Here is a 17,801-nt window from a genome sequence, read left to right on the forward strand (position 1 = left end):
GATGCGTTCCTCGATGCCGACCAGGCCGAAGGAGCCGACCTTGTTGCGGCTGCTCTCGCGCAGGCCGACGCCGTTGTCGCTGATGGTCATGCTGAGCATGCCGCCGGCCTGGCGCAGCTCCACCCGCACCAGGCTGGCGCGAGCGTGCTGGATGATGTTGCTCAGCGATTCCTGCAGCACGCGGAAGAAGGCGGTGGCGCAGCGGTCGTCGATGCGGATGTCGCTCTGGTGCTCGATCAGTTCGCAGACCATGCCGGAGCGCTGGCGGAACTGCGCGATCTGCCACTCCACCGCCGCGTTCAAGCCCAGGTCCAGCACCGTCGGCCGCAGGTCGTTGATGATGTGGCGCACGCTCTTGATGGTGCTGTCGATCTGCTTGAGCGTGCTGCACGCGCGCGCGTGCAGGCGCGGGTGGTTCTGGCGGGTGCGCGAGGCCAGCAGGTCGGCCTCGATCCGCAGCACCAGCAGGTTCTGCCCCAGGTCGTCGTGGATTTCGCGCGCGATGCGCTTGCGCTCCTGTTCTTTGATCTGGTCGGCGTGGGCCGCCAGCTGGCGCAGCTTGTGGTGCGACTGCTGCAGCTTGGCCTGGCTGTCGCGCAATTCCTTGGTCATCGCCTTGGCCATCTTGATGGCGCGCAGGCGCGAGGACGACAGCGTGTGGAACAGCAGGTAGAACAGCAGCGAGCCGACGAAGCCGCAGGCCATCGACAGCCACGGCAGGAAGGCGTCGAAGCGGCTGTACCACACCGACTTGGGCGCGCTGAAATGGGCCGACCACTGGCGGCCGTTGAAGTCCAGCGGCAGCACGATGGTGAAGTGCTCGCCGGCGCGCGGCGAACGCCTGGCGCCGCTGCGGTTGTCGTACAGCAGCGTTTGCGGCGCGTTGCTGCCGTCGGCGTTCCTGCCTTCGTCGTACAGCATCAGGTGGACGTCGCGCACCTGCATCTGGTCCATGGCCGCGCGCACCAGTCGCGGCACGCTGAAGCCTATGCCCACCGAGCCGATGTAGGCGGCGCGCCGCTGCGCCACGTCGTTCAGCGGCATGTCCTTGCGGTACAGCGGCAGGCGCATCGCCAGCGCCCAGCCCTGGGCGTCGCGGGTGTTTTCGATCGGCATGCCGGAGGTGATCAGCTTGCCGGTGTCGCGCGCCGCCGCGATCGCGCGCGCCGCCTGCTCCCTGGCGCTGATGTCGACCCCGAGCCGGTGGCGGAACGGCGCCACAGGCTCGATCATGGTCAGCACCGAGTATTCGTCGCGTTGGCCCGGCGGCGTGATGGAGAAGTTCGGATAGCCGTCCGGGCGGCCGTCGCCGCTGCGGGCCGCCTCGCGCTCGAAGGCGGGGCGCTGGGCGGCCGTCACGTACTGCGTGAAATTGACGTTGTCGAGCGCCGGGAATTGCCGCTCCAGGTCCAGGCCGTTGACGTAGCGGTGAAAGCTGGCGCGGGTGACGTGGTCGCTGGCGTCGAAGAAGCTGGCGGTGCCGCGCAGCACGTCGGTGTAGGCGTTGATGCGCGAGGTGATGTTGTACTGGGCGTTGCGCGCCTGCTGCGTGAAGCGCGCGGCGGCGTCGTGTTCGATGGTCTTGTAGACCGGCACGTAGAATAGCGCGCTGATCCCGAGCGACAGCAGGACACCGGCCCACCAGACGGGCTTGGTCGGCGAGAACAACTGTTTTTGCGCGAGTAACGCTGTCATATTGATTGCTTGACGCAACTCCTGGCACCGGGTGTAGGCCGAATATAGGAAATTTTTGCGATGCTAGTCAAGTAATTTTATAAATTTGCTATTTGTCCTGGACGTTCAGCCCGCTGCGCGTCCAAACAAAAGGCCGGCGCCTCCGGGGGGGAGGGCGCCGGCCTGGTCGCTGGTCTAACTGTTGCGCTTACTTGGCGACCCAGCTGTCCTTCAAGGTGACGATGCGGTTGAACACCGGCTTGCCCGGCGTGGAATCGACGCGGTCTGCGACGAAATAGCCGTGGCGCTCGAACTGGAAGCGCTGGTCCGGCGCGGCCGCGCTCATGCCCGGCTCCAGGTAGGCGGTGACGACTTCCTTGGCGTTCGGGTTCAGCAGCGCGAGGAAGTCCTTGCCGCCGGCGTCCGGGTTGGCGTCGGTGAACAGGCGGTCGTACAGGCGCACCTCGGCCTCCAGCGCGGTGGCGGCGGAGACCCAGTGGATGTTGCCCTTGACCTTGTAGTTGTCCGAGCCCGGCGTGCCCGACTTCGAATCCGGGAAGTAGTTGACGTGCACCGCCACCACTTTGCCGTTCTCGTCCTTGTCGTAGCCGGTGCACTCGGTCACGTAGCCGTGGCGCAGGCGCACGCGGCTGCCCGGCTTGTCGTCGACCGGCGGATAGTAGCGGAAGTAACCCTTGCTCGGCACTTCCATGAAGTCCTCCTCCTCGATCCACAGCTCGCGCGTGATCGGGAAGGTGCGTACGCCCATTTCCGGGTGGTGCGGGTGGACCGGCGAGGTGCATTCCTCGGTCAGGCCTTCAGGGTAGTTGTCGATGATCAGCTTCAACGGACGCAGCACGGCGGTGGCGCGCGGCGCCTTCGGATCGAGATCCTCGCGGATGCAGCCTTCGAGCGTGCTCATGTCGATCCAGCCGTCGGCCTTGGTCACGCCGATGCGTTCGCAGAACAGCTTGATCGCCTCCGGCGTGTAGCCGCGGCGGCGCAGGCCGACGATGGTCGGCATGCGCGGGTCGTCCCAGCCGTCGACGATGTTCTCTTCCACCAACTGGCGCAGCTTGCGCTTGCTGGTGACCACGTAGGTCAGGTTCAGGCGCGAGAACTCGTACTGGCGCGGCACCGGCAGCTTGAAGAAGCCGCCCTCGGACAAGGTGGCCAGCAGCCAGTCGTAGAACGGCCGGTGGTCCTGGAACTCCAGCGTGCAGATCGAGTGGGTGATGTTTTCCAGCGCGTCCGAGATCGGGTGCGTGTAGTCGTACATCGGGTAGATGCACCAGGCGTCGCCGGTCCGCACGTGGTGGGCGTGGCGGATGCGGTAGATGGCCGGGTCGCGCAGGTTCATGTTGGGCGAGGACATCGCGTCCTCGCTGGTCTTGGCGCGCAGGATGTGCTCGCCGTCGGCGTATTTGCCGGCCTTCATGTCGCGGAAGATCTGCAGCGATTCGGCGGCCGGACGGTCGCGGAACGGCGAGTTCTTGCCCGGCGTGTTGAAATTGCCGCGGTTGGCCGCCATATCGTCGGCCGACTGGCTGTCGACGTAGGCGTAGCCTTTTTCGATCAGGTACTCGGCCATCGCGTACAGCTGGTCGAAGTAGTCGGACGCGTAGTGCAGGTGGTGCTCGACGCCGCCGTTCGCGGCCGGGTAGTCGTAGTCAAAGCCCAGCCATTTGACGCTGTCGATGATGGTGTCGACGTATTCCTGCTCTTCCTTGGCCGGGTTGGTGTCGTCGAAGCGCAGGTTGCAGCGGCCCTGGTAGTCGCGCGCCAGGCCGAAGTTCAGGCAGATCGATTTGGCGTGGCCGATGTGCAGGTAGCCGTTCGGCTCCGGCGGGAAGCGGGTGATCACGCTCGGCATGCCCTCACGGACGTGGGTGCCGGCCGCCAGGTCGGATTCGACGATGGCGCGCAGGAAGTTGGAGGTCAGGACGGGCGCTGGGCTGTTTTTGTCGTTGCTCATCTGAAAAGTTGGCTTTGCAAAAGTTCGAGTGAAGGGCATTTTACCGTATCCCCTCTATGACAGCGGCGGAAATGCTGCGTTGCGGCGGCCTTCGGGGAAATTGCACTGCTCACACGGGTATAATTCGTCTTTAATTGTTTCGGCATCACGGCCCGGAGTTTCCAAAATGGAAAATTACTACAACACACTGGGTATCGCGCCTAACGCCACCGACGACGAGATCAAGAAGGTGTACCGCTCGCTGGCGATGCGCTTCCACCCGGACCGCAACCAGGCGCCCGGCGCGGAGGCGCGCTTCAAGGCCATCACCAAGGCCTATGAAATCCTGTCGGACCCGGTCAAGCGCGAGGAATACAACCAGAGCGTGAACCACCGCATCATCATCGACCCGGAAGCGGAAGCGTACCAGTTGTGGCGTTCGGTGTTCAACCTGCACGGCACCGTGCTGCCACCGGCCTGAGCCGGTCACACATCAGAAAAAGAAAGCAAGCAATGTCGAGAAAAGTACACCCTGAGTTCGCCTATCAATCGCGCGAGCTCGAAGGCCAGATCGAGGGCATCCTGGGCGACCCTCCGGACCGCAAGAACTACCAGCGCATGATCGACGCGCTGGTCTCCGAGTACGCCAGCGGCGGCGGCATCGAGGACGTCAACATGCTGGCCTTCGCGCTGGTCGACCACCTGGAGTTCAACAATCCGAAAGGCCTGCTGGCCGAGGCCGAGGACTATGAGTTCGGCGACGCCGGCCGCGTGTTCGCCATGGCCTCGTGCAAGGGCGAGGAGGCGGCGCGCATGTACGCGGCGCTGGAAGAGAACCTGCCGGACCTGGCGCGCCAGGCCATCATCACCGCTTTCCTGTACAAGAATCCGCGCAAGTGGGACGACGACGACCAGTCGCTGGACCAGCTGTCGGCCAACGACGACGGCGACGATGTCGAGGACGAAGACCAGGCGACCGACGACTTCGCCCAGATGTTCGACCAGGATGGAGACTGACCATGACCGAGAAAAGTAATCTGCCGGCGCTGAGCAAGCAAGTGACCGAGCTGGTGCTGGCCGGCTCGCTGAGCCACGCCGAACAAGCCTTCGCCGAGGCGGCCGACCAGTTCGGCGACCTGGCGGTGGTGGAAGTGCTCAACAACATCCCGCCGCAGGTGACGGCGCTGCACATGGCCGGTTTCGACGGCGGCAAGATGTCGCTGGCGACCTTGCTGGTGCCGCCCAAGGCCTGGGCCGACAGCCTGGCCTTCTTCGCCGCGACCTGGCCGGACGACCTGATCGAGGACGACCCGGAGCGCATCGCCGAATCGCTGTTCGCGCACATCCACGGCGTGGTGTTCTCGACCGACGACGAGGAGCGCCGCCACGAGCTGCTGGCGGCCGCCTCGGCCACCGACCACGGCGCGACCGCGTTCGCGATCCTGTTCTCGATGGCGCCGAAGGAAATCCTGGAAGTGGCCGGCGAGATCATCTCCAAGGGTCCGTACCTGACCGGCCAGACCTCGTCCGACAACGACGTGGTTCCGCTGGCGATCGCGCTGGCGCAGGCGTCGGAAGACGGCTGGGACCGCGCGCTGTTCGAGTTGTTCCCGGAGTTCCGCCACAGCGCCGACCTGGCCGACGCCGAGTTCAGCGACGACCCGGACGACGAGCCGACCTTCCTGCAGCGCTCGACCAAGGAACTGCTGTACCGCTTGCGCAAGCAGGTGCCGTCCACGCGCAGCGCCGCCAAGCCCGGCTCGCGCCGCAGCCTGGGCACCGGTATTTTCTCGTGATGGGTGTCTGATACATGCTGCCAGCAATTGTCGTAGAAAATTTACCGCGCCTGACCCGCGCCATCCAGCAACTGGCCACCCATCCCGACGATGACGCCGCCTACGCATTGGCCGACGAACTGACCGGCATCACCGCCATGGTGGCCGAGAAGTTCACCAACGACCGCACCGCCGACGGCATCCAGAAGGCCATGCAGCTGACGGTGGGCGGCGTGTCGCTGGGGCTGGACCACGCGCTGATGCACGAGGGCGACCTCGCGGCCTTGGACTTCCTGGTCGAGCACGGCGCCGAGCACGCGTTCCAGATCGGCTTCCGGCTGATCAAGGAGCTGTCGGCGCTGCCGGAGGATGCGCTGGTCGGCGAGTACGATACCGATCCGGTGTACTCGGCGCGCCGCCTGCGCGACCTGTTCATCGACCTGTGCCAGACCGATCCGAATGAAAACTGGAACGGCCTGGAGCGCTACGAGGTCATGCTCAAGCAGCGCAAGGAAGTGCAGGCCGTGGTGCGCCTGGCCGGCTGGCTGCGCCGCCACCACAGCGAAGGCCCGGTCAGCGACACCGACCTCAACGCCGAGGGCGTGATCGCGCTGGCCGTCATCTTCGCCATCGAGGGCGGCGGGCGCGTGGTGGCGCGCACCGGGCAGAAGGAATTCGAGCGCTTCGTCAAGGCGGTGCGCAAGGCCAAGCCGGACTACGAGGAGGGCTGGGCCGCGCTGGTGGCCAAGGTGCCGGTGCAGCATCATCCGGTGCTGCTGGACCGTATCGCCAGCTACCGCAACAGCTGCACGGTGATCCAGAACATCAAGGGCCGCACGGCCATGAAGACCTTGTTCGCCGAGCTGGAGAACTACGCCGGCTCCGAGCTGGACGCGGACTACAACTAAGCGGCGGCGGCTTCGGTCGCCACCGCGAGGAAGGCCGCCACCAAAGGCGAGATCTCGTCCTTGCGCTGCGCCAGCAGCAGGGTGGTGGTGGCTTCCGGATCGGCCAGCGGGCGGTAGCAGACACCGCCCATCCGCATGATGCCGAACGAGGCCGGCAGCACCGAGATGCCGCAGCCGGCCGCCACCAGGCCGATGATGGTCGACGCTTCGTTCGCCTCCATCGCGATGGTCGGCATGAAGCCCGCCGCCCGGCACAGCCGGAAAATCTGATGGTAGATCCCGGTGCCGGCCGTCTTCGGATACATCACGAACGGCAGTCCCCGCAGGTCGCCGATGGCGACCGCCTTCTTTTTCGCCAGCGGATGGGCGATCGGCAGCACCAGCGTCAGCGGGTCGTGCCGCAGCACCGTCATGCTGACCGCGTCGGTCACCGCCACTTCGGGCGGGCGCACCAGTCCCAGATCCAGTTCCCGGTTGGCGATGGCCTCGATTTGCGGCACCGTCGACATCTCGCGCAGGGTCAGCGTCACGCCCGGATAGCGCTGGCGGTAGCGGTTGACCACGGTCGCGAACAGCGGCGTCAACGGCGTGGAGAAGGTGAAGCCCACGCGCAGCTCGCCGGCCTCGCCGCGCTCGGCCCGGCGCGCGGTCCGCACCGCCTGCTCGGACAGCGACAGCACGCGGCGGGCGTCGTCCAGGAACAGCTTGCCCGCCTCCGTCAGGCGCACCCAGCGCTTGCTGCGCTCCAGCAGCTGCGCGCCCACTTCGGCCTCCAGCATCTGGATCTGATGGCTCAGCGGAGGCTGGCCGATGTGCAGGCGTTCGGCCGCGCGCGTGAAGCTGAGCTCCTCGGCGACGGCGACGAAGTAGCGCAGGTGGCGGAGTTCCATTATCTTTTTTAAGTATGAGTAACGGCTTAAATATATATTGGACAGTGATTCGGCGCAATCCTAAGATGAAGACATCGTACCTCCCAAGAGATAGTCATCATGTCGTTGAGCGCCGCCGCACTACCCGCCACTTCCGCCCCTTGCCGTAGCGTGCCGCATATCGCCGCCGGCAGTGCCGAATTCAAACGCAGCAGCCGGGCGCTGTTCTTCGGCGGCTTCTCGGCGTTTGCTTTGTTGTACAGCGTGCAGCCGTTGATGCCGGTGCTGTCGCATGAGTTCGCACTGAGCGCGGCGCAGAGCAGCATGGTGCTGTCGGTGTCGACCGGGGCGCTGGCGGTGTCGCTGGTGGCGTCGAGCGCGGTGTCGGAGCGCATGGGGCGCAAGCCGCTGATGGTGGCGGCGATGGTGATCTCGGCGCTGCTGACCATCCTGTGCGCGTTCGCGCAGAGCTACCCGCAGCTGCTGGCGATGCGCGCCATGCTGGGCGTGGCGCTGGGCGGCATGCCGGCCATCGCCATGGCCTACCTGGGCGAGGAGATGGAGCCGACCTCGCTGGGCTTGTCGATGGGGCTGTACATCAGCGGCAGCGCGTTTGGCGGCATGTCGGGGCGGGTGATTGCTTCGGTGTTGAGCGACCACTTTTCGTGGCGGCTGGCGCTGGCGGCGGTGGGCGTGGCGGGGCTGCTGGCGGCGTGGGAGTTCTGGCGGTCCTTGCCGGCGTCGCGGCATTTCGTGCCGGTGCGCAGCGCGTGGCGCACCTTCCCGGCCGGCTTCAAACTGCATCTGTCCGACGCGGGTTTGCCTTGGCTGTTTTCGCTGTCCTTCCTGCTGATGGGGAGTTTCATCAGCCTGTACAACTACATCGCCTACCGCCTGCTGGCCGCGCCGTTCAACCTGAGCCAGAGCGTGGTGGGGGCGGTGTCCTTCATGTACTTGCTGGGGATTTATGGCTCGGTGTGGGCGGGGCGCCTGGCCGACCGCTACGGCCGCCGCCGCGTGCTGTGGGCGGTGATGACGATCATGATCGCGGGCTTGCTGCTGACCTTGTCCGATTGGATGCCGCTGCTGGTGCTGGGCATGGCGCTGTTCACCTACGGCTTCTTCGCTTCGCATTCGATCGCCAGCAGCTGGGTCGGGAGGCGCGCCGCCAGCAACAAGGCGCTGGCGTCGGCCTTGTACCTGTTCTTCTACTATCTCGGTTCCAGCGTCGTGGGATCGGCCACCGGCGTCATGTGGGGACGCGGCGGCTGGCCAGGCGTGGTGCTGGTGCTGGGTTGCGCGCTGACGCTGGCGATGCTGGTGGCGCTGCGCCTGCGCAGCCTGCCGCCGCTGGCGCAGGCCGAGCGTTAGTCACTTCGGACAGTTGGTGTAGGACTTCTTGCCGTCTGCATGGATGATGATGCAGTAGGTGACGAGGGCGGTGACGATCTTGTAGGTGCGTGTCTTGTTCTCGCCATCGGGTGTGCTCAGTTCTATTATTTTTGCGGGCTGGTACCACTTCGGTGGCACCGCGTCGTGGGCCGCGTCGATGCCGCGCTCCAGGCGCGCTTGCTTGCTGTCCGGTGGCGGCGCCGGTGCGCGCTCGGGGTAGGCGGCGCGCAATTCCTTGTCGATCTTTCTCACGTCCAGTCTGGCCTGGCTCAGGACGTCGCTGGCGCTTGGCGGACGCGGCGCAGCTGGTGCCTGGGCGAACGGATCGTCGGCAGGGCTGGCTGCGGGCGCCGTCGGCATTGCGGGCGTTTCCGGCGTTGTCGCGGGCGGGACTGGAATGTCGGCCGGCTTGGGCGGTGTGATGGATTTCGGCGCGGCCGCGTTGAGCTGCGGCGCGGGCTTGACCACCGGCTTGGGTTGGCTCTTGGCGTTTGGCTGCGTTATCGGCAGCAGCCACTGCATCGCCTCGCGCGGCGCGTCTGCTGGATGCTGGCGCTGCATGAAGGCGTAGATGATCGCCACGTGCAGCAGTCCTGTGATGAGCAATCCCGGCAGGTGGCGTGGTCGATGTTTGATCATGCCGGGAGAATAGCTTGCAAATTGGATATCTGTTGGTTTTGTCACAAGTCCTTACAAAGGCTGTAAGTTTGCCGGCTGCGGCGCGACCAAGGTGCATCGTTCATCACCCTGGAGTCGTCGTGAAGCATCTCATCCTGAGCGTGGCCGTTGCGGCCGCGCTGAATATTCCGCCGGCGTTGGCTGCGGGTTGCAGCGCGCAGAGTCCGGCTTACCGCATCGCCTTGCTGGAGTTGTACACCTCGGAGGGATGCAGCAGCTGCCCTCCAGCCGATCAGTACGTCAGCGGCCTGCGCGCCGACGGCATCACGGCGCAGCAGGCGGTGGTGTTGTCCGAGCATGTCGACTACTGGAACTACATCGGCTGGAAGGATCCCTTTTCCAGCAAGACCTTCACCGACCGCCAGCGTTGGCTGAGCGACCTGGCTGGCTCGCGCACGATCTACACGCCGGAGATTTTTGTCGGCGGCAAGGAGCAGCGCGGCTGGCCGCGCGGCGTGGCCGATGCGGTCAAGCGCACCAATGGCCTGGCGGCGCAGGCCGATATCGGCATCGCGCTGGATGCTGCTGGCGCTGGTGGGCTGGCGGTCAGCGTGACGGCCAAGTCGGCGCGTGAAGGCAAGCTGTTCGTCGCATTGGTCGAGAGCGGTGTGGCCAGTCAGGTGAAGGCGGGCGAGAACAGCGGGCGTCTGCTGCGCCATGACTTCGTGGTGCGCGAGTGGCTGGCGCCGGTGCCGCTGGTATCGGGCGGCGCGGTGGTCAGCAGGACGCTGGCCTTGCCCGCCGGCGCGGCGGCCGGCAAGCTGGGCATCAGCGCCTTCGTGCAGACCGACAAGGGCGAGGTGTTGCAGGCGCTGGTGCTGCCGGTCTGCGGCGGCTAAATTCGACGGCGCGCTGATCTGCATCAGCGCGCCTTTGTTTTGCGCGCGCGCCGCTGAAACTGGCGGCGGCCTCCACTGTCGAATCTGCACTGGCACGCCTGTGCCTGATCAACGGAGGAGGGCTACATCATGCTGCACGCGAACGATATCGAGCATCGGTTTCATTTATTGGAGCAAGCGATAGGGCAGGCTTCGCAAGCCTGCTCGGCGGAGCGCAACGTTCCCGGCGAACTGCGAGACAGCGTCCGGCGGCTGGACCTGCATTCGGATACGGCGAAGGAGGTGCTGCTGTCGCAGGACCAGCCGCGCATCAACAAGCTGATGCACGACATGGAGCGGCTGTCGGAGCGGGCTCGGCAGGTATGCATCAACGTGCCGCATCTGTCCGCGCACATGCGCGGCGCGGTGAGCTATATGCACGGACAGCTTATGGAACTTAAGCGGGATTTGCGTATCAATAATTAACAACTCAGAGGCGGGCCGACTTCGCCGCCGGCCCGTGATGACTATGGACCATAAGCAAGTTACAAGAAATCAAGTTGTTCGCCTGCTGTACAGCATCGTGTTCTTCCTGATCTTGACTACGACTGCCGTGTCGATGGATCTATTCTCGCAATGGATAAAGACTTTTGGGGTGGCGGAGTTCACGTATGACTTGATCGCATGGAGTGCACATGCCATGCTGGCGTTGGACATGCTACTATTTTTTATCTACCTGCTCTTTGCAGGCTGGGAGTTTGTGAAGGGGCTTCGAAAATGAATGATCCTGCGAACACTAAAGAAGAAAGCTACGCACGGCGCATGTTTCGGGAAAGTCTGCGCCGTTACTTCGCTCCGTTGACTGGAGCCATCCGGGCCATCAAGGCGGAAATGATCCGCTCCGAGCGGGAGCGGAAACGTTTAAAAGACTGAGTCCTTCGGTATCACATGCCTGAACGTCGGCTCGATGTTTTTGGCGTGCAGGTGGTGGATGATGTCTTCCAGCGTCGCGTCCTTCAACAGCAGGCCGGCCGGGCTGGCATGTGCCGCAGGCGCCGCCGCTTTGTGCGGGCGCTCCTTGCCTTGTGGCGGATGCATGATGTTGATCGCTTGCGTGAACTGCTTGTCGTCGATGCTTTGCAGCCCTTCCAGAAACGCTGCCTGCGCGGCGTAGGGCGGCATCATCTCCAATCCAATCTCATCGGCGAACGAGGCGCCCATGCCGGGATTGATGAACGCGGCCCACGTGTTGCTGGCCACGTGCAGACACGGCGGCAGCTCGGCCGTGGTGCTGGTCAGCGTGTCGGGGCGCAGGCCGATTTCCTCGTTCGGAATGTCCGGGAAGTAGGTCCTGCGCAGCAGGTGGAGGAAGTGCTGCGCCTGGTTCAGCGGCACCGGCGTCTCCAGCGACAGCCACAGCGAATAACCCGCGCCGCCGCTGATGCTCACCGCAGGCGCAGGCAAGCCCAGCTGATCCTGCAGCGCGTTGGCCACGCCGCATAACCGGTCCCAATGCTGCAGCGCAGGCGCGTCGCCCATGCGGTTGAAGTCGATGATCAGCGCGCGCACCAGGCCGTTGTCCGACACCAGGTTGATGGCGCTGGTCTTCTCGCCGCCCAGGTGCTGCGCCAGGATGTCCGGCGTCAGCGCGCCGGCGGGGAAACACTCCTGGTCGACCAGCAGGTACAGCCGTTTCAGTTCCGCGATCAGCTTGTCCATCACAGCACCCCCTGTGCGCGCAGCGCGGCGATGTCGTCGTCGCTTTGGCCCAGCAGGCCGCGCAGGATCTCGTCGGTATGCTGACCCAGCAGCGGCGGGGCGACCGCGTTGTCGGTCGGCGTCAGCGACATCTTCATTGGACTGCGCACCAGCTTCGTGCTGCCGGCGGTTGGATGCGGCACATCCATCACCAGCTCGCGCGCCAGCACCTGCGGATTCTTGTAGACGTCGTCGAGGTTGTTGATCGGGCCGCATGGCACGCCGACCGCTTCCAGTTTCTCGATCCAGAAGTCGCGCGGCTGCGCCAGCACCATGCCCGCCAGGATCGGCACCAGCTCGTCGCGGTGCTTCACGCGCAGCGGGTTGGTGGCGTAGCGCTCGTGCGTGGCGAGGTCGGCGCGGCCGCCCACTTCGACAAACTTCTGGTACTGGCCGTCGTTGCCGGTGGCGACGATGATGTAGCCGTCCGCGCACTGGAAGGTCTGGTACGGCACGATGTTCGGATGCGCGTTGCCCCAGCGCTTGGGCGGCTTGCCGCTGTTGAGGTAGTTGCTGCCCATGTTGGCCAGCATCGCCACCTGCACGTCCAGCAGCGCCATGTCGATGTACTGGCCTTCGCCGCTGCGGTCGCGGTGGGTGAGCGCGGCCAGGATGGCGATGGTGGCGTACATGCCGGTCATCAAATCGGTCAGCGCCACGCCGGCTTTCTGCGGACCGCCGCCGGGCAGGTCGTCGCGCTCGCCGGTGACGGACATCAGGCCGCCCATGCCCTGGATCAGGAAGTCGTAGCCGGCGCGGTGCGCGTACGGGCCGTCCTGGCCGAAGCCGGTCACCGAGCAGTAGACCAGGTCGGGCTTGATGGCCTTCAGCGATTCATAGTCGAGGCCGTAGCGCTTGAGCTGGCCCACCTTGAAGTTCTCCAGCACCACGTCGCAATGGCTGGCCAGCTCGCGGATCAGCGCCTGGCCGTCGGCGCTGGCGATGTCGATCGTGACCGAGCGCTTGCCGCGGTTGGCGGCCAGGTAGTAGGCCGCCTCGGTGGTGTCGTGGCCGGCGGCGTCCTTGGCGTAGGGCGGGCCCCAGGCGCGGGTGTCGTCGCCGCTGCCGGGCCGTTCGATCTTGATGACGTCGGCGCCGAGGTCGGCCAGATTCTGCGAGCACCACGGTCCCGCCAACACGCGGCTCAGGTCGAGGACGCGGATATGGCCTAGCGCTTTTGGAGCTGTCATGATGTGTGTAACCTTTTGAGTAATCCGATCAGGCCGCTAGTGTAGTGGCTCGGTCGGCGCTTGCACATAATTTTTTTGCAAGGCGGCGGCCAGTTCGCGCGCGGCCTGCCAGCGCAATTGCGGCGACGGGTAGTCGGGCTTGCTGCGGCGGGGCGAGACGCTGCCCCGGTATATCTTCTTGAAGTAGCCCGCCAGTTGCGCCGCCGGCCAGCCCGCCCGCCAGGCCAGCAGCATGCCCTCGCGGTCGGCTTCGACCTCCTGCTCGTAGTTGGTGGGCGCCAGTTGATCCATCAGGCCGCTGTCGTTGTCGACCGCGTGCTCCAGTTCCAGGAAGGGGCGGCCGGCCCAGCGCGGGTCCAGCCGCAGCGCCTGCTGGTATTCCCTCAGGTTGTGGCGCAGCGCGGCGTGTTCGATCTCGTGCGCCAGCAGCATGGCCAGTTCGGCGTCGTTCAGTTCCAGCCGCTGGACATAGGCCAGGCTGACCAGGATTTTGCCGCCGGCCATGCAGTCGGCGTTCTGGTCGGGGGTGTTGGTGGTGTGGACCTCCCAGGCCCAGTCCGCCGTTTCCGGGTAGTCGCGCCGGGCGCGGGCGATCAGCGTGGCGGCGATGGCGTTGACGCGGGCGGTGAAGCGGGCGTCGCCGTCGAGCACGTGGTCGTTCAGGCGCGCGGCGTACACCTCGGCGGCGCGGGCGATGACCATCTGCTGCGTCAAGGCGGCGGCATCCTGCGCGACGGCGGGCGCGGCGGCGAGCAGCGCGAGCAGCAGCAGGCTGCCTGCCCAGCTATTTGACGCGCCCCGCATTCGTGGTAGTGTTGACATCGTTTCCATAACAGCTTTCGAGGCATCCACCATGTGGCCCTACCCAAAAATCGTTGCACACCGCGGCGGCGGCACGCTGGCGCCGGAAAACACCATCGCCGGACTGCGCGCCGGCCTGGCCTACGGCTTCCACGCGGTCGAGTTCGACGTCATGCTGTCGCGCGACGGCATCGGCATGGTGATGCACGATCCCGACTTCGGCCGCACGGTGGCGGGGCAGGGCAGCGTGGCGACCACCGACGCCATCGACCTGTCCGGCATGGACGCGGGCAGCTGGTTCGGACCGCAATTCCGCGACGAGCCGGTGCCATTCTTCACCCAGTTCATCGATTATTGCAAGCAGCAGCGTATCTGGATGAACGTGGAAATCAAGCCGGCCGACGGTTTCGAGCGCGAAACCGGCAGCTGGGTTGCAAAAATCACACGCGAGCACTACGCCACCGAAATCGCCGCCGGCGACCCGGCCGCCATGCCCCTGCTGTCCTCGTTCAGCTTCGAGGCGCTGGCCGCCGCCCGCGACGCGGCGCCCGAGCTGCCGCGCGGCTATTTGCTGGACACCATCCCCGCCGACTGGCAGGCGCAGGCGCGCGAACTGGGCGCGGTGGCCATCCACACCAACCAGAAGCACCTGACGCGCGAGATGGCGGCGCAGGTCAAGGCGGCCGGCTACGGGCTGTTTTGCTACACCGTCAACGATCCCGAACGCGGCAGGGAGATCCTGTCCTGGGGCGTGGACGGCTTCTGCACCGACCGTATCGATTTGATCGGCCCCACTTTCGCCTGAAGCCCTTTGGGCCGCGTGGTCATATATAATCAACCCTTTGCATCTGCCAGCTACCACTGCTTACGACATGAAATCATCTGAAATCCGCGACAAATTCCTCAAGTTTTTTGAATCCAAGGGTCATTCGATTGTCCGTTCCAGCTCCCTGGTGCCTGGCAACGACCCGACCCTGCTGCTGACCAACAGCGGCATGGTGCAGTTCAAGGACGTGTTCACCGGTACCGACAGCCGTCCGTACACCCGCGCCACCTCCGTGCAGCGCTGTGTGCGCGCCGGCGGCAAGCACAACGACCTGGAAAACGTCGGCTACACCGCGCGCCACCACACCTTCTTCGAAATGCTGGGCAACTTCAGCTTCGGCGACTACTTCAAGCGCGACGCCATCAGCTTCGCATGGGAACTGCTGACCAAGGTCTACGGCCTGCCGGTCGAGAAGCTGACCGTGACCGTCTACCAGGAAGACGACGAGGCCTACGACATCTGGGCCAAGGAAATCGGCGTGCCGACCGAGCGCATCATCCGCATCGGCGACAACAAGGGCGCGCGCTACGCGTCGGACAACTTCTGGCAGATGGCCGACACCGGCCCATGCGGCCCGTGCACCGAGATCTTCTACGACCACGGCGCGGACATTCCAGGCGGCCCTCCAGGCTCGCCCGACGAAGATGGCGACCGCTTCATCGAAATCTGGAACCTGGTGTTCATGCAGTTCAACCGCGACGAAGCGGGCGTGATGCACAAGCTGCCGAAGCCATGCGTCGACACCGGCATGGGCATGGAACGCCTGGCCGCTGTGCTGCAGCACGTGCATTCGAACTACGAGATCGACCTGTTCCAGCACCTGATCAAGGCCGCCGCGCGCGAAACCGGCGCCACCGACCTGGAAAACAAGTCGCTGCGCGTGATCGCCGACCACATCCGCGCCGCCGCGTTCATGATCGTCGACGGTGTGATCCCGGGCAGCGAAGGCCGCGCCTACGTCCTGCGCCGCATCATCCGCCGCGCGCTGCGCCACGGCCACAAGCTGGGCCAGACCAAGCCGTTCTTCTACAAGCTGGTGGCCGACCTGGCGATCGAGATGGGCGCCGCCTATCCCGAGCTGGAGGAAGCCAAGGACCGCGTGGCCCAGATGCTCAAGGCCGAGGAAGAGCGCTTCGGCGAGACGCTGGAGACCGGCATGAAGGTGCTGGAAGCCCAGCTGGCCAAGGACGGCAAGGGCATCGACGGCGCCACCGCCTTCACCTTGTACGAAACCTACGGCTTTCCGCCGGACCTGACCGCCGACATCTGCCGCGAACGCAATATCGAGTTCGACCAGGTGGGCTACGACGCCGCGCTGAAGGAAAGCCAGGAGCTGTCGCGCAAGGGCGGCAAGACCACCAAGGATGCCAAGGTCGAGTACTCGGGCGAGAAAAACAAATTCGTCGGCTACGACAACCTGACCCACAGCAGCAAGGTCGTGGCGTTGTACGCGGCCGGCACGCCGGTGCAGGAACTGAAGACTGGCCAGGCCGGCATCGTGGTGCTGGACACCACGCCGTTCTACGCCGAATCCGGCGGCCAGGTGGGCGACCAGGGCGTGATCAGCTCGGGCGCGGCGCAGTTCAGCGTCAGCGACACGCTCAAGATTCAAGCCGACGTGTTCGGCCATCACGGCGTGCTGGAATCCGGTTCGCTGAAGGTGGGCGACGCGGTCAGCGCCAACGTGGACGAAGCCAAGCGCGCGCGCACCATCCGCAACCACTCGGCCACCCACCTGATGCACAAGGCATTGCGTGAAGTGCTGGGCTCGCACGTGGCGCAGAAGGGCTCGCTGGTCGATCCCGACAAGACCCGTTTCGACTTCAGCCACAACGCGCCGCTGACGGCCGAGCAGATCGCCGAAGTGGAAGCCAAGGTCAACAAAGAGATCCTGGAAAACCAGGCGACCAAGGCGCAGCACATGTCCTTCGACGACGCGGTCAAGCACGGCGCGATGGCGCTGTTCGGCGAGAAGTACGGCGACGAGGTGCGCGTGCTGGACATCGGCTCGTCGAAAGAGCTGTGCGGCGGCGTGCACGTGCACCGCACCGGCGACATCGGCCTGTTCAAGATCACCGGTGAAGGCGGCGTCGCAGCGGGTATCCGCCGCGTCGAGGCCGTGACGGGCGAGGGCGCGCTGGCGCTGGTGCAATCGATGAACCGTCGCCTGCTGGACGCGTCGGCCGCGCTGAAGTCGACGCCGGAGGAATTGACCGCGCGTATCGGCCAGGTGCAGGACCACGTCAAGGCGCTGGAGAAGGAACTGGCCGCGCTGAAATCGAAACTGGCTTCGGGCCAGGGCGACGAGCTGGCCACGCAGGCGGTGGACGTCAACGGCATCAAGGTGCTGGCGGCGGTGCTGGAAGGCGCCGACGTGGCGCGCCTGCGCGAAACCATGGACAAGCTGAAGGACAAGCTGAAGACCGCCGCCATCGTGCTGGCCAGCGTGGCCGACGGCAAAGTCAGCCTGATCGCGGGCGTGACGGCGGACGCCACGTCCAAGGTCAAGGCCGGCGAACTGGTGAACTTCGTTGCACAACAAGTGGGCGGAAAAGGCGGCGGACGCCCCGATATGGCGCAGGCCGGCGGCACCGATCCTAGCGGTTTGCCAGCGGCACTGGCGGCGGTTCCGGCATGGGTGGGCGAACGCGCTTAAGTTGTCAGAAAGCCTTGTAATGCAGTAACTATGCGGCCTGCGTGTCTCACGCAGGCCGTTGTCGTCTGGGGATTGCTGTTGTATACTTGCCAGTTCCCGTTGCAAACTTGCAACGCACTACGAACTATTTTGGTGCAGCGCGTCATGCGATCCGTTTTGGAGTAGTATGACGACAGTCCTAACAAAACATGCGGGTTCTTGATGAGCGACACGATACTTGAAAACGAAATCATGGAATTCCACAAAGAACTCGACGCGCGCGGCCTGAACTGTCCGCTGCCGATTCTCAAGGCCAAGAAAGCCTTGTCCGAGTTGCAAAGTGGCGAAGTCCTGCGCATCATGGCGACCGACCCGGGTTCCGTGCGCGATTTCCAGGCATTTGCCAAGCAGACCGGCAACGCCCTGTTGTCGCATGTCCAGATCGGCCGCGAATTCGTGTTTTTGATGCGGCGCAAATAATCCCTCCGCGTCTTTTTTCCTAGAAACATCGTCTAACAGATTT

The 17,801-nt window shown here is 65.0% G+C and carries 19 protein-coding genes; 12 read left to right on the forward strand and 7 right to left on the reverse strand.

The window, feature by feature from the left end; translation table 11 throughout:
* On the reverse strand, positions 1 to 1,695 hold a 1,695-nt coding region (locus HUX88_RS20925), incomplete at its 3' end, for a CHASE domain-containing protein (RefSeq protein ID WP_176363013.1).
* A gap of 187 nt (positions 1,696 to 1,882) precedes the next feature.
* Entirely contained in the window at positions 1,883 to 3,649 is a 1,767-nt protein-coding gene (locus HUX88_RS20930; RefSeq protein WP_176363014.1) for a glutamine--tRNA ligase/YqeY domain fusion protein, read from the reverse strand.
* Between the two features lie 166 nt (positions 3,650 to 3,815).
* Between HUX88_RS20930 and HUX88_RS20935 the strand changes: the two genes are divergently transcribed.
* Genes HUX88_RS20935 through HUX88_RS20950 form a run of 4 tightly spaced genes read left to right on the forward strand, consistent with a single transcriptional unit; the run spans position 3,816 to position 6,311 of the window.
* Complete coding sequence (locus tag HUX88_RS20935) at positions 3,816 to 4,109, forward strand: DnaJ domain-containing protein (RefSeq protein WP_117015446.1); 294 nt, start codon at positions 3,816 to 3,818, stop codon at positions 4,107 to 4,109.
* A gap of 32 nt (positions 4,110 to 4,141) precedes the next feature.
* Positions 4,142 to 4,645, forward strand: coding sequence for a hypothetical protein (locus HUX88_RS20940; RefSeq protein WP_176363015.1), 504 nt, complete (start codon positions 4,142 to 4,144; stop codon positions 4,643 to 4,645).
* Positions 4,646 to 4,647: 2 nt separating this feature from the next.
* Complete coding sequence (locus HUX88_RS20945) at positions 4,648 to 5,424, forward strand: hypothetical protein (protein WP_117015448.1); 777 nt, start codon at positions 4,648 to 4,650, stop codon at positions 5,422 to 5,424.
* A gap of 14 nt (positions 5,425 to 5,438) precedes the next feature.
* On the forward strand, positions 5,439 to 6,311 hold the full coding sequence (locus HUX88_RS20950; RefSeq protein ID WP_117015449.1) for a hypothetical protein: 873 nt from the start codon (positions 5,439 to 5,441) through the stop codon (positions 6,309 to 6,311).
* On the opposite strand, the gene HUX88_RS20955 is transcribed toward HUX88_RS20950, so the two are convergent.
* A complete protein-coding gene (locus tag HUX88_RS20955) occupies positions 6,308 to 7,201 on the reverse strand; it encodes a LysR family transcriptional regulator (protein ID WP_176363016.1) in 894 nt (297 codons plus the stop codon). The genes HUX88_RS20950 and HUX88_RS20955 overlap by 4 nt on opposite strands.
* 99 nt (positions 7,202 to 7,300) lie before the next feature.
* On the opposite strand from HUX88_RS20955, the gene HUX88_RS20960 reads away from it, so the two are divergent.
* The gene (locus HUX88_RS20960; RefSeq protein WP_176363017.1) at positions 7,301 to 8,551 is read left to right on the forward strand and encodes an MFS transporter; all 1,251 of its coding nucleotides are present in this window, start codon (positions 7,301 to 7,303) and stop codon (positions 8,549 to 8,551) included.
* On the opposite strand, the gene HUX88_RS20965 is transcribed toward HUX88_RS20960, so the two are convergent.
* Positions 8,552 to 9,211 carry a hypothetical protein gene (locus HUX88_RS20965; RefSeq protein ID WP_176363018.1) on the reverse strand — a complete coding sequence of 220 codons (660 nt, stop codon included), beginning with the start codon at positions 9,209 to 9,211 and terminating at the stop codon, positions 8,552 to 8,554.
* A gap of 119 nt (positions 9,212 to 9,330) precedes the next feature.
* On the opposite strand from HUX88_RS20965, the gene HUX88_RS20970 reads away from it, so the two are divergent.
* The 4 genes from HUX88_RS20970 to HUX88_RS20985 all read left to right on the forward strand — a co-directional run bounded on the left by HUX88_RS20970 (position 9,331) and on the right by HUX88_RS20985 (position 11,001).
* A complete protein-coding gene (locus tag HUX88_RS20970; protein WP_373886820.1) occupies positions 9,331 to 10,089 on the forward strand; it encodes a DUF1223 domain-containing protein in 759 nt (252 codons plus the stop codon).
* A gap of 129 nt (positions 10,090 to 10,218) precedes the next feature.
* Positions 10,219 to 10,554: a hypothetical protein gene (locus tag HUX88_RS20975; RefSeq protein ID WP_117015454.1), complete on the forward strand. Its 336-nt coding sequence runs from the start codon at positions 10,219 to 10,221 to the stop codon at positions 10,552 to 10,554.
* Positions 10,555 to 10,591: 37 nt separating this feature from the next.
* The gene (locus HUX88_RS20980) at positions 10,592 to 10,849 is read left to right on the forward strand and encodes a hypothetical protein (protein WP_117015455.1); all 258 of its coding nucleotides are present in this window, start codon (positions 10,592 to 10,594) and stop codon (positions 10,847 to 10,849) included.
* Positions 10,846 to 11,001, forward strand: a complete 156-nt coding sequence (locus HUX88_RS20985) for a hypothetical protein (protein WP_176363019.1) — start codon at positions 10,846 to 10,848, stop codon at positions 10,999 to 11,001. The genes HUX88_RS20980 and HUX88_RS20985 overlap by 4 nt, the downstream gene beginning before the upstream one ends.
* Here HUX88_RS20985 and HUX88_RS20990 read toward each other — a convergent pair.
* From HUX88_RS20990 to HUX88_RS21000, 3 genes are read right to left on the reverse strand one after another with little or no spacing between them, the layout of a single operon-like run.
* Positions 10,990 to 11,787: a hypothetical protein gene (locus tag HUX88_RS20990; RefSeq protein ID WP_117015456.1), complete on the reverse strand. Its 798-nt coding sequence runs from the start codon at positions 11,785 to 11,787 to the stop codon at positions 10,990 to 10,992. The two genes, HUX88_RS20985 and HUX88_RS20990, sit on opposite strands and share 12 nt — an antisense overlap.
* A complete protein-coding gene (locus HUX88_RS20995) occupies positions 11,787 to 13,016 on the reverse strand; it encodes a CaiB/BaiF CoA-transferase family protein (RefSeq protein ID WP_176363020.1) in 1,230 nt (409 codons plus the stop codon). The genes HUX88_RS20990 and HUX88_RS20995 overlap by 1 nt, the downstream gene beginning before the upstream one ends.
* Before the next feature lie 36 nt (positions 13,017 to 13,052).
* Positions 13,053 to 13,838 carry a M48 family metalloprotease gene (locus HUX88_RS21000; RefSeq protein ID WP_176363021.1) on the reverse strand — a complete coding sequence of 262 codons (786 nt, stop codon included), beginning with the start codon at positions 13,836 to 13,838 and terminating at the stop codon, positions 13,053 to 13,055.
* A gap of 31 nt (positions 13,839 to 13,869) precedes the next feature.
* Between HUX88_RS21000 and ugpQ the strand changes: the two genes are divergently transcribed.
* The 3 genes from ugpQ (at position 13,870) to HUX88_RS21015 (ending at position 17,758) form a co-directional block, all read left to right on the forward strand.
* Positions 13,870 to 14,622 (forward strand): glycerophosphodiester phosphodiesterase, encoded by a 753-nt coding sequence (gene ugpQ / locus HUX88_RS21005; RefSeq protein WP_176363022.1) that lies wholly within the window; start codon positions 13,870 to 13,872, stop codon positions 14,620 to 14,622.
* A 67-nt stretch (positions 14,623 to 14,689) separates the two neighbouring features.
* Positions 14,690 to 17,299 carry an alanine--tRNA ligase gene (alaS, locus tag HUX88_RS21010; protein WP_176363023.1) on the forward strand — a complete coding sequence of 870 codons (2,610 nt, stop codon included), beginning with the start codon at positions 14,690 to 14,692 and terminating at the stop codon, positions 17,297 to 17,299.
* 201 nt (positions 17,300 to 17,500) lie between these two features.
* Positions 17,501 to 17,758, forward strand: a complete 258-nt coding sequence (locus HUX88_RS21015; RefSeq protein WP_229219459.1) for a sulfurtransferase TusA family protein — start codon at positions 17,501 to 17,503, stop codon at positions 17,756 to 17,758.
* Positions 17,759 to 17,801: the final 43 nt, after the last annotated feature.

The sequence above is a fragment of the Duganella sp. BJB1802 genome, assembly GCF_013369445.1.
In the GTDB taxonomy this organism is placed as follows: domain Bacteria; phylum Pseudomonadota; class Gammaproteobacteria; order Burkholderiales; family Burkholderiaceae_D; genus Rugamonas; species Rugamonas vulcania_A.

What these genes read in the sequence shown, in the direction of transcription:
- HUX88_RS20935 (WP_117015446.1), top strand. Translation starts at nt 3,816, where the DNA reads ATGGAAAATTACTACAACACACTGGGTATCGCGCCTAACGCCACCGAC.
- HUX88_RS20965 (WP_176363018.1), bottom strand. Translation starts at nt 9,211, where the DNA reads ATGATCAAACATCGACCACGCCACCTGCCGGGATTGCTCATCACAGGA.
- HUX88_RS20955 (WP_176363016.1), bottom strand. Translation starts at nt 7,201, where the DNA reads ATGGAACTCCGCCACCTGCGCTACTTCGTCGCCGTCGCCGAGGAGCTC.
- ugpQ (WP_176363022.1), top strand. Translation starts at nt 13,870, where the DNA reads ATGTGGCCCTACCCAAAAATCGTTGCACACCGCGGCGGCGGCACGCTG.
- HUX88_RS20990 (WP_117015456.1), bottom strand. Translation starts at nt 11,787, where the DNA reads ATGGACAAGCTGATCGCGGAACTGAAACGGCTGTACCTGCTGGTCGAC.
- HUX88_RS20950 (WP_117015449.1), top strand. Translation starts at nt 5,439, where the DNA reads ATGCTGCCAGCAATTGTCGTAGAAAATTTACCGCGCCTGACCCGCGCC.
- HUX88_RS21015 (WP_229219459.1), top strand. Translation starts at nt 17,501, where the DNA reads ATGAGCGACACGATACTTGAAAACGAAATCATGGAATTCCACAAAGAA.
- HUX88_RS20995 (WP_176363020.1), bottom strand. Translation starts at nt 13,016, where the DNA reads ATGACAGCTCCAAAAGCGCTAGGCCATATCCGCGTCCTCGACCTGAGC.
- HUX88_RS20975 (WP_117015454.1), top strand. Translation starts at nt 10,219, where the DNA reads ATGCTGCACGCGAACGATATCGAGCATCGGTTTCATTTATTGGAGCAA.
- HUX88_RS20985 (WP_176363019.1), top strand. Translation starts at nt 10,846, where the DNA reads ATGAATGATCCTGCGAACACTAAAGAAGAAAGCTACGCACGGCGCATG.
- HUX88_RS20980 (WP_117015455.1), top strand. Translation starts at nt 10,592, where the DNA reads ATGACTATGGACCATAAGCAAGTTACAAGAAATCAAGTTGTTCGCCTG.
- HUX88_RS20940 (WP_176363015.1), top strand. Translation starts at nt 4,142, where the DNA reads ATGTCGAGAAAAGTACACCCTGAGTTCGCCTATCAATCGCGCGAGCTC.
- HUX88_RS20930 (WP_176363014.1), bottom strand. Translation starts at nt 3,649, where the DNA reads ATGAGCAACGACAAAAACAGCCCAGCGCCCGTCCTGACCTCCAACTTC.
- HUX88_RS21000 (WP_176363021.1), bottom strand. Translation starts at nt 13,838, where the DNA reads ATGTCAACACTACCACGAATGCGGGGCGCGTCAAATAGCTGGGCAGGC.
- alaS (WP_176363023.1), top strand. Translation starts at nt 14,690, where the DNA reads ATGAAATCATCTGAAATCCGCGACAAATTCCTCAAGTTTTTTGAATCC.
- HUX88_RS20945 (WP_117015448.1), top strand. Translation starts at nt 4,648, where the DNA reads ATGACCGAGAAAAGTAATCTGCCGGCGCTGAGCAAGCAAGTGACCGAG.
- HUX88_RS20960 (WP_176363017.1), top strand. Translation starts at nt 7,301, where the DNA reads ATGTCGTTGAGCGCCGCCGCACTACCCGCCACTTCCGCCCCTTGCCGT.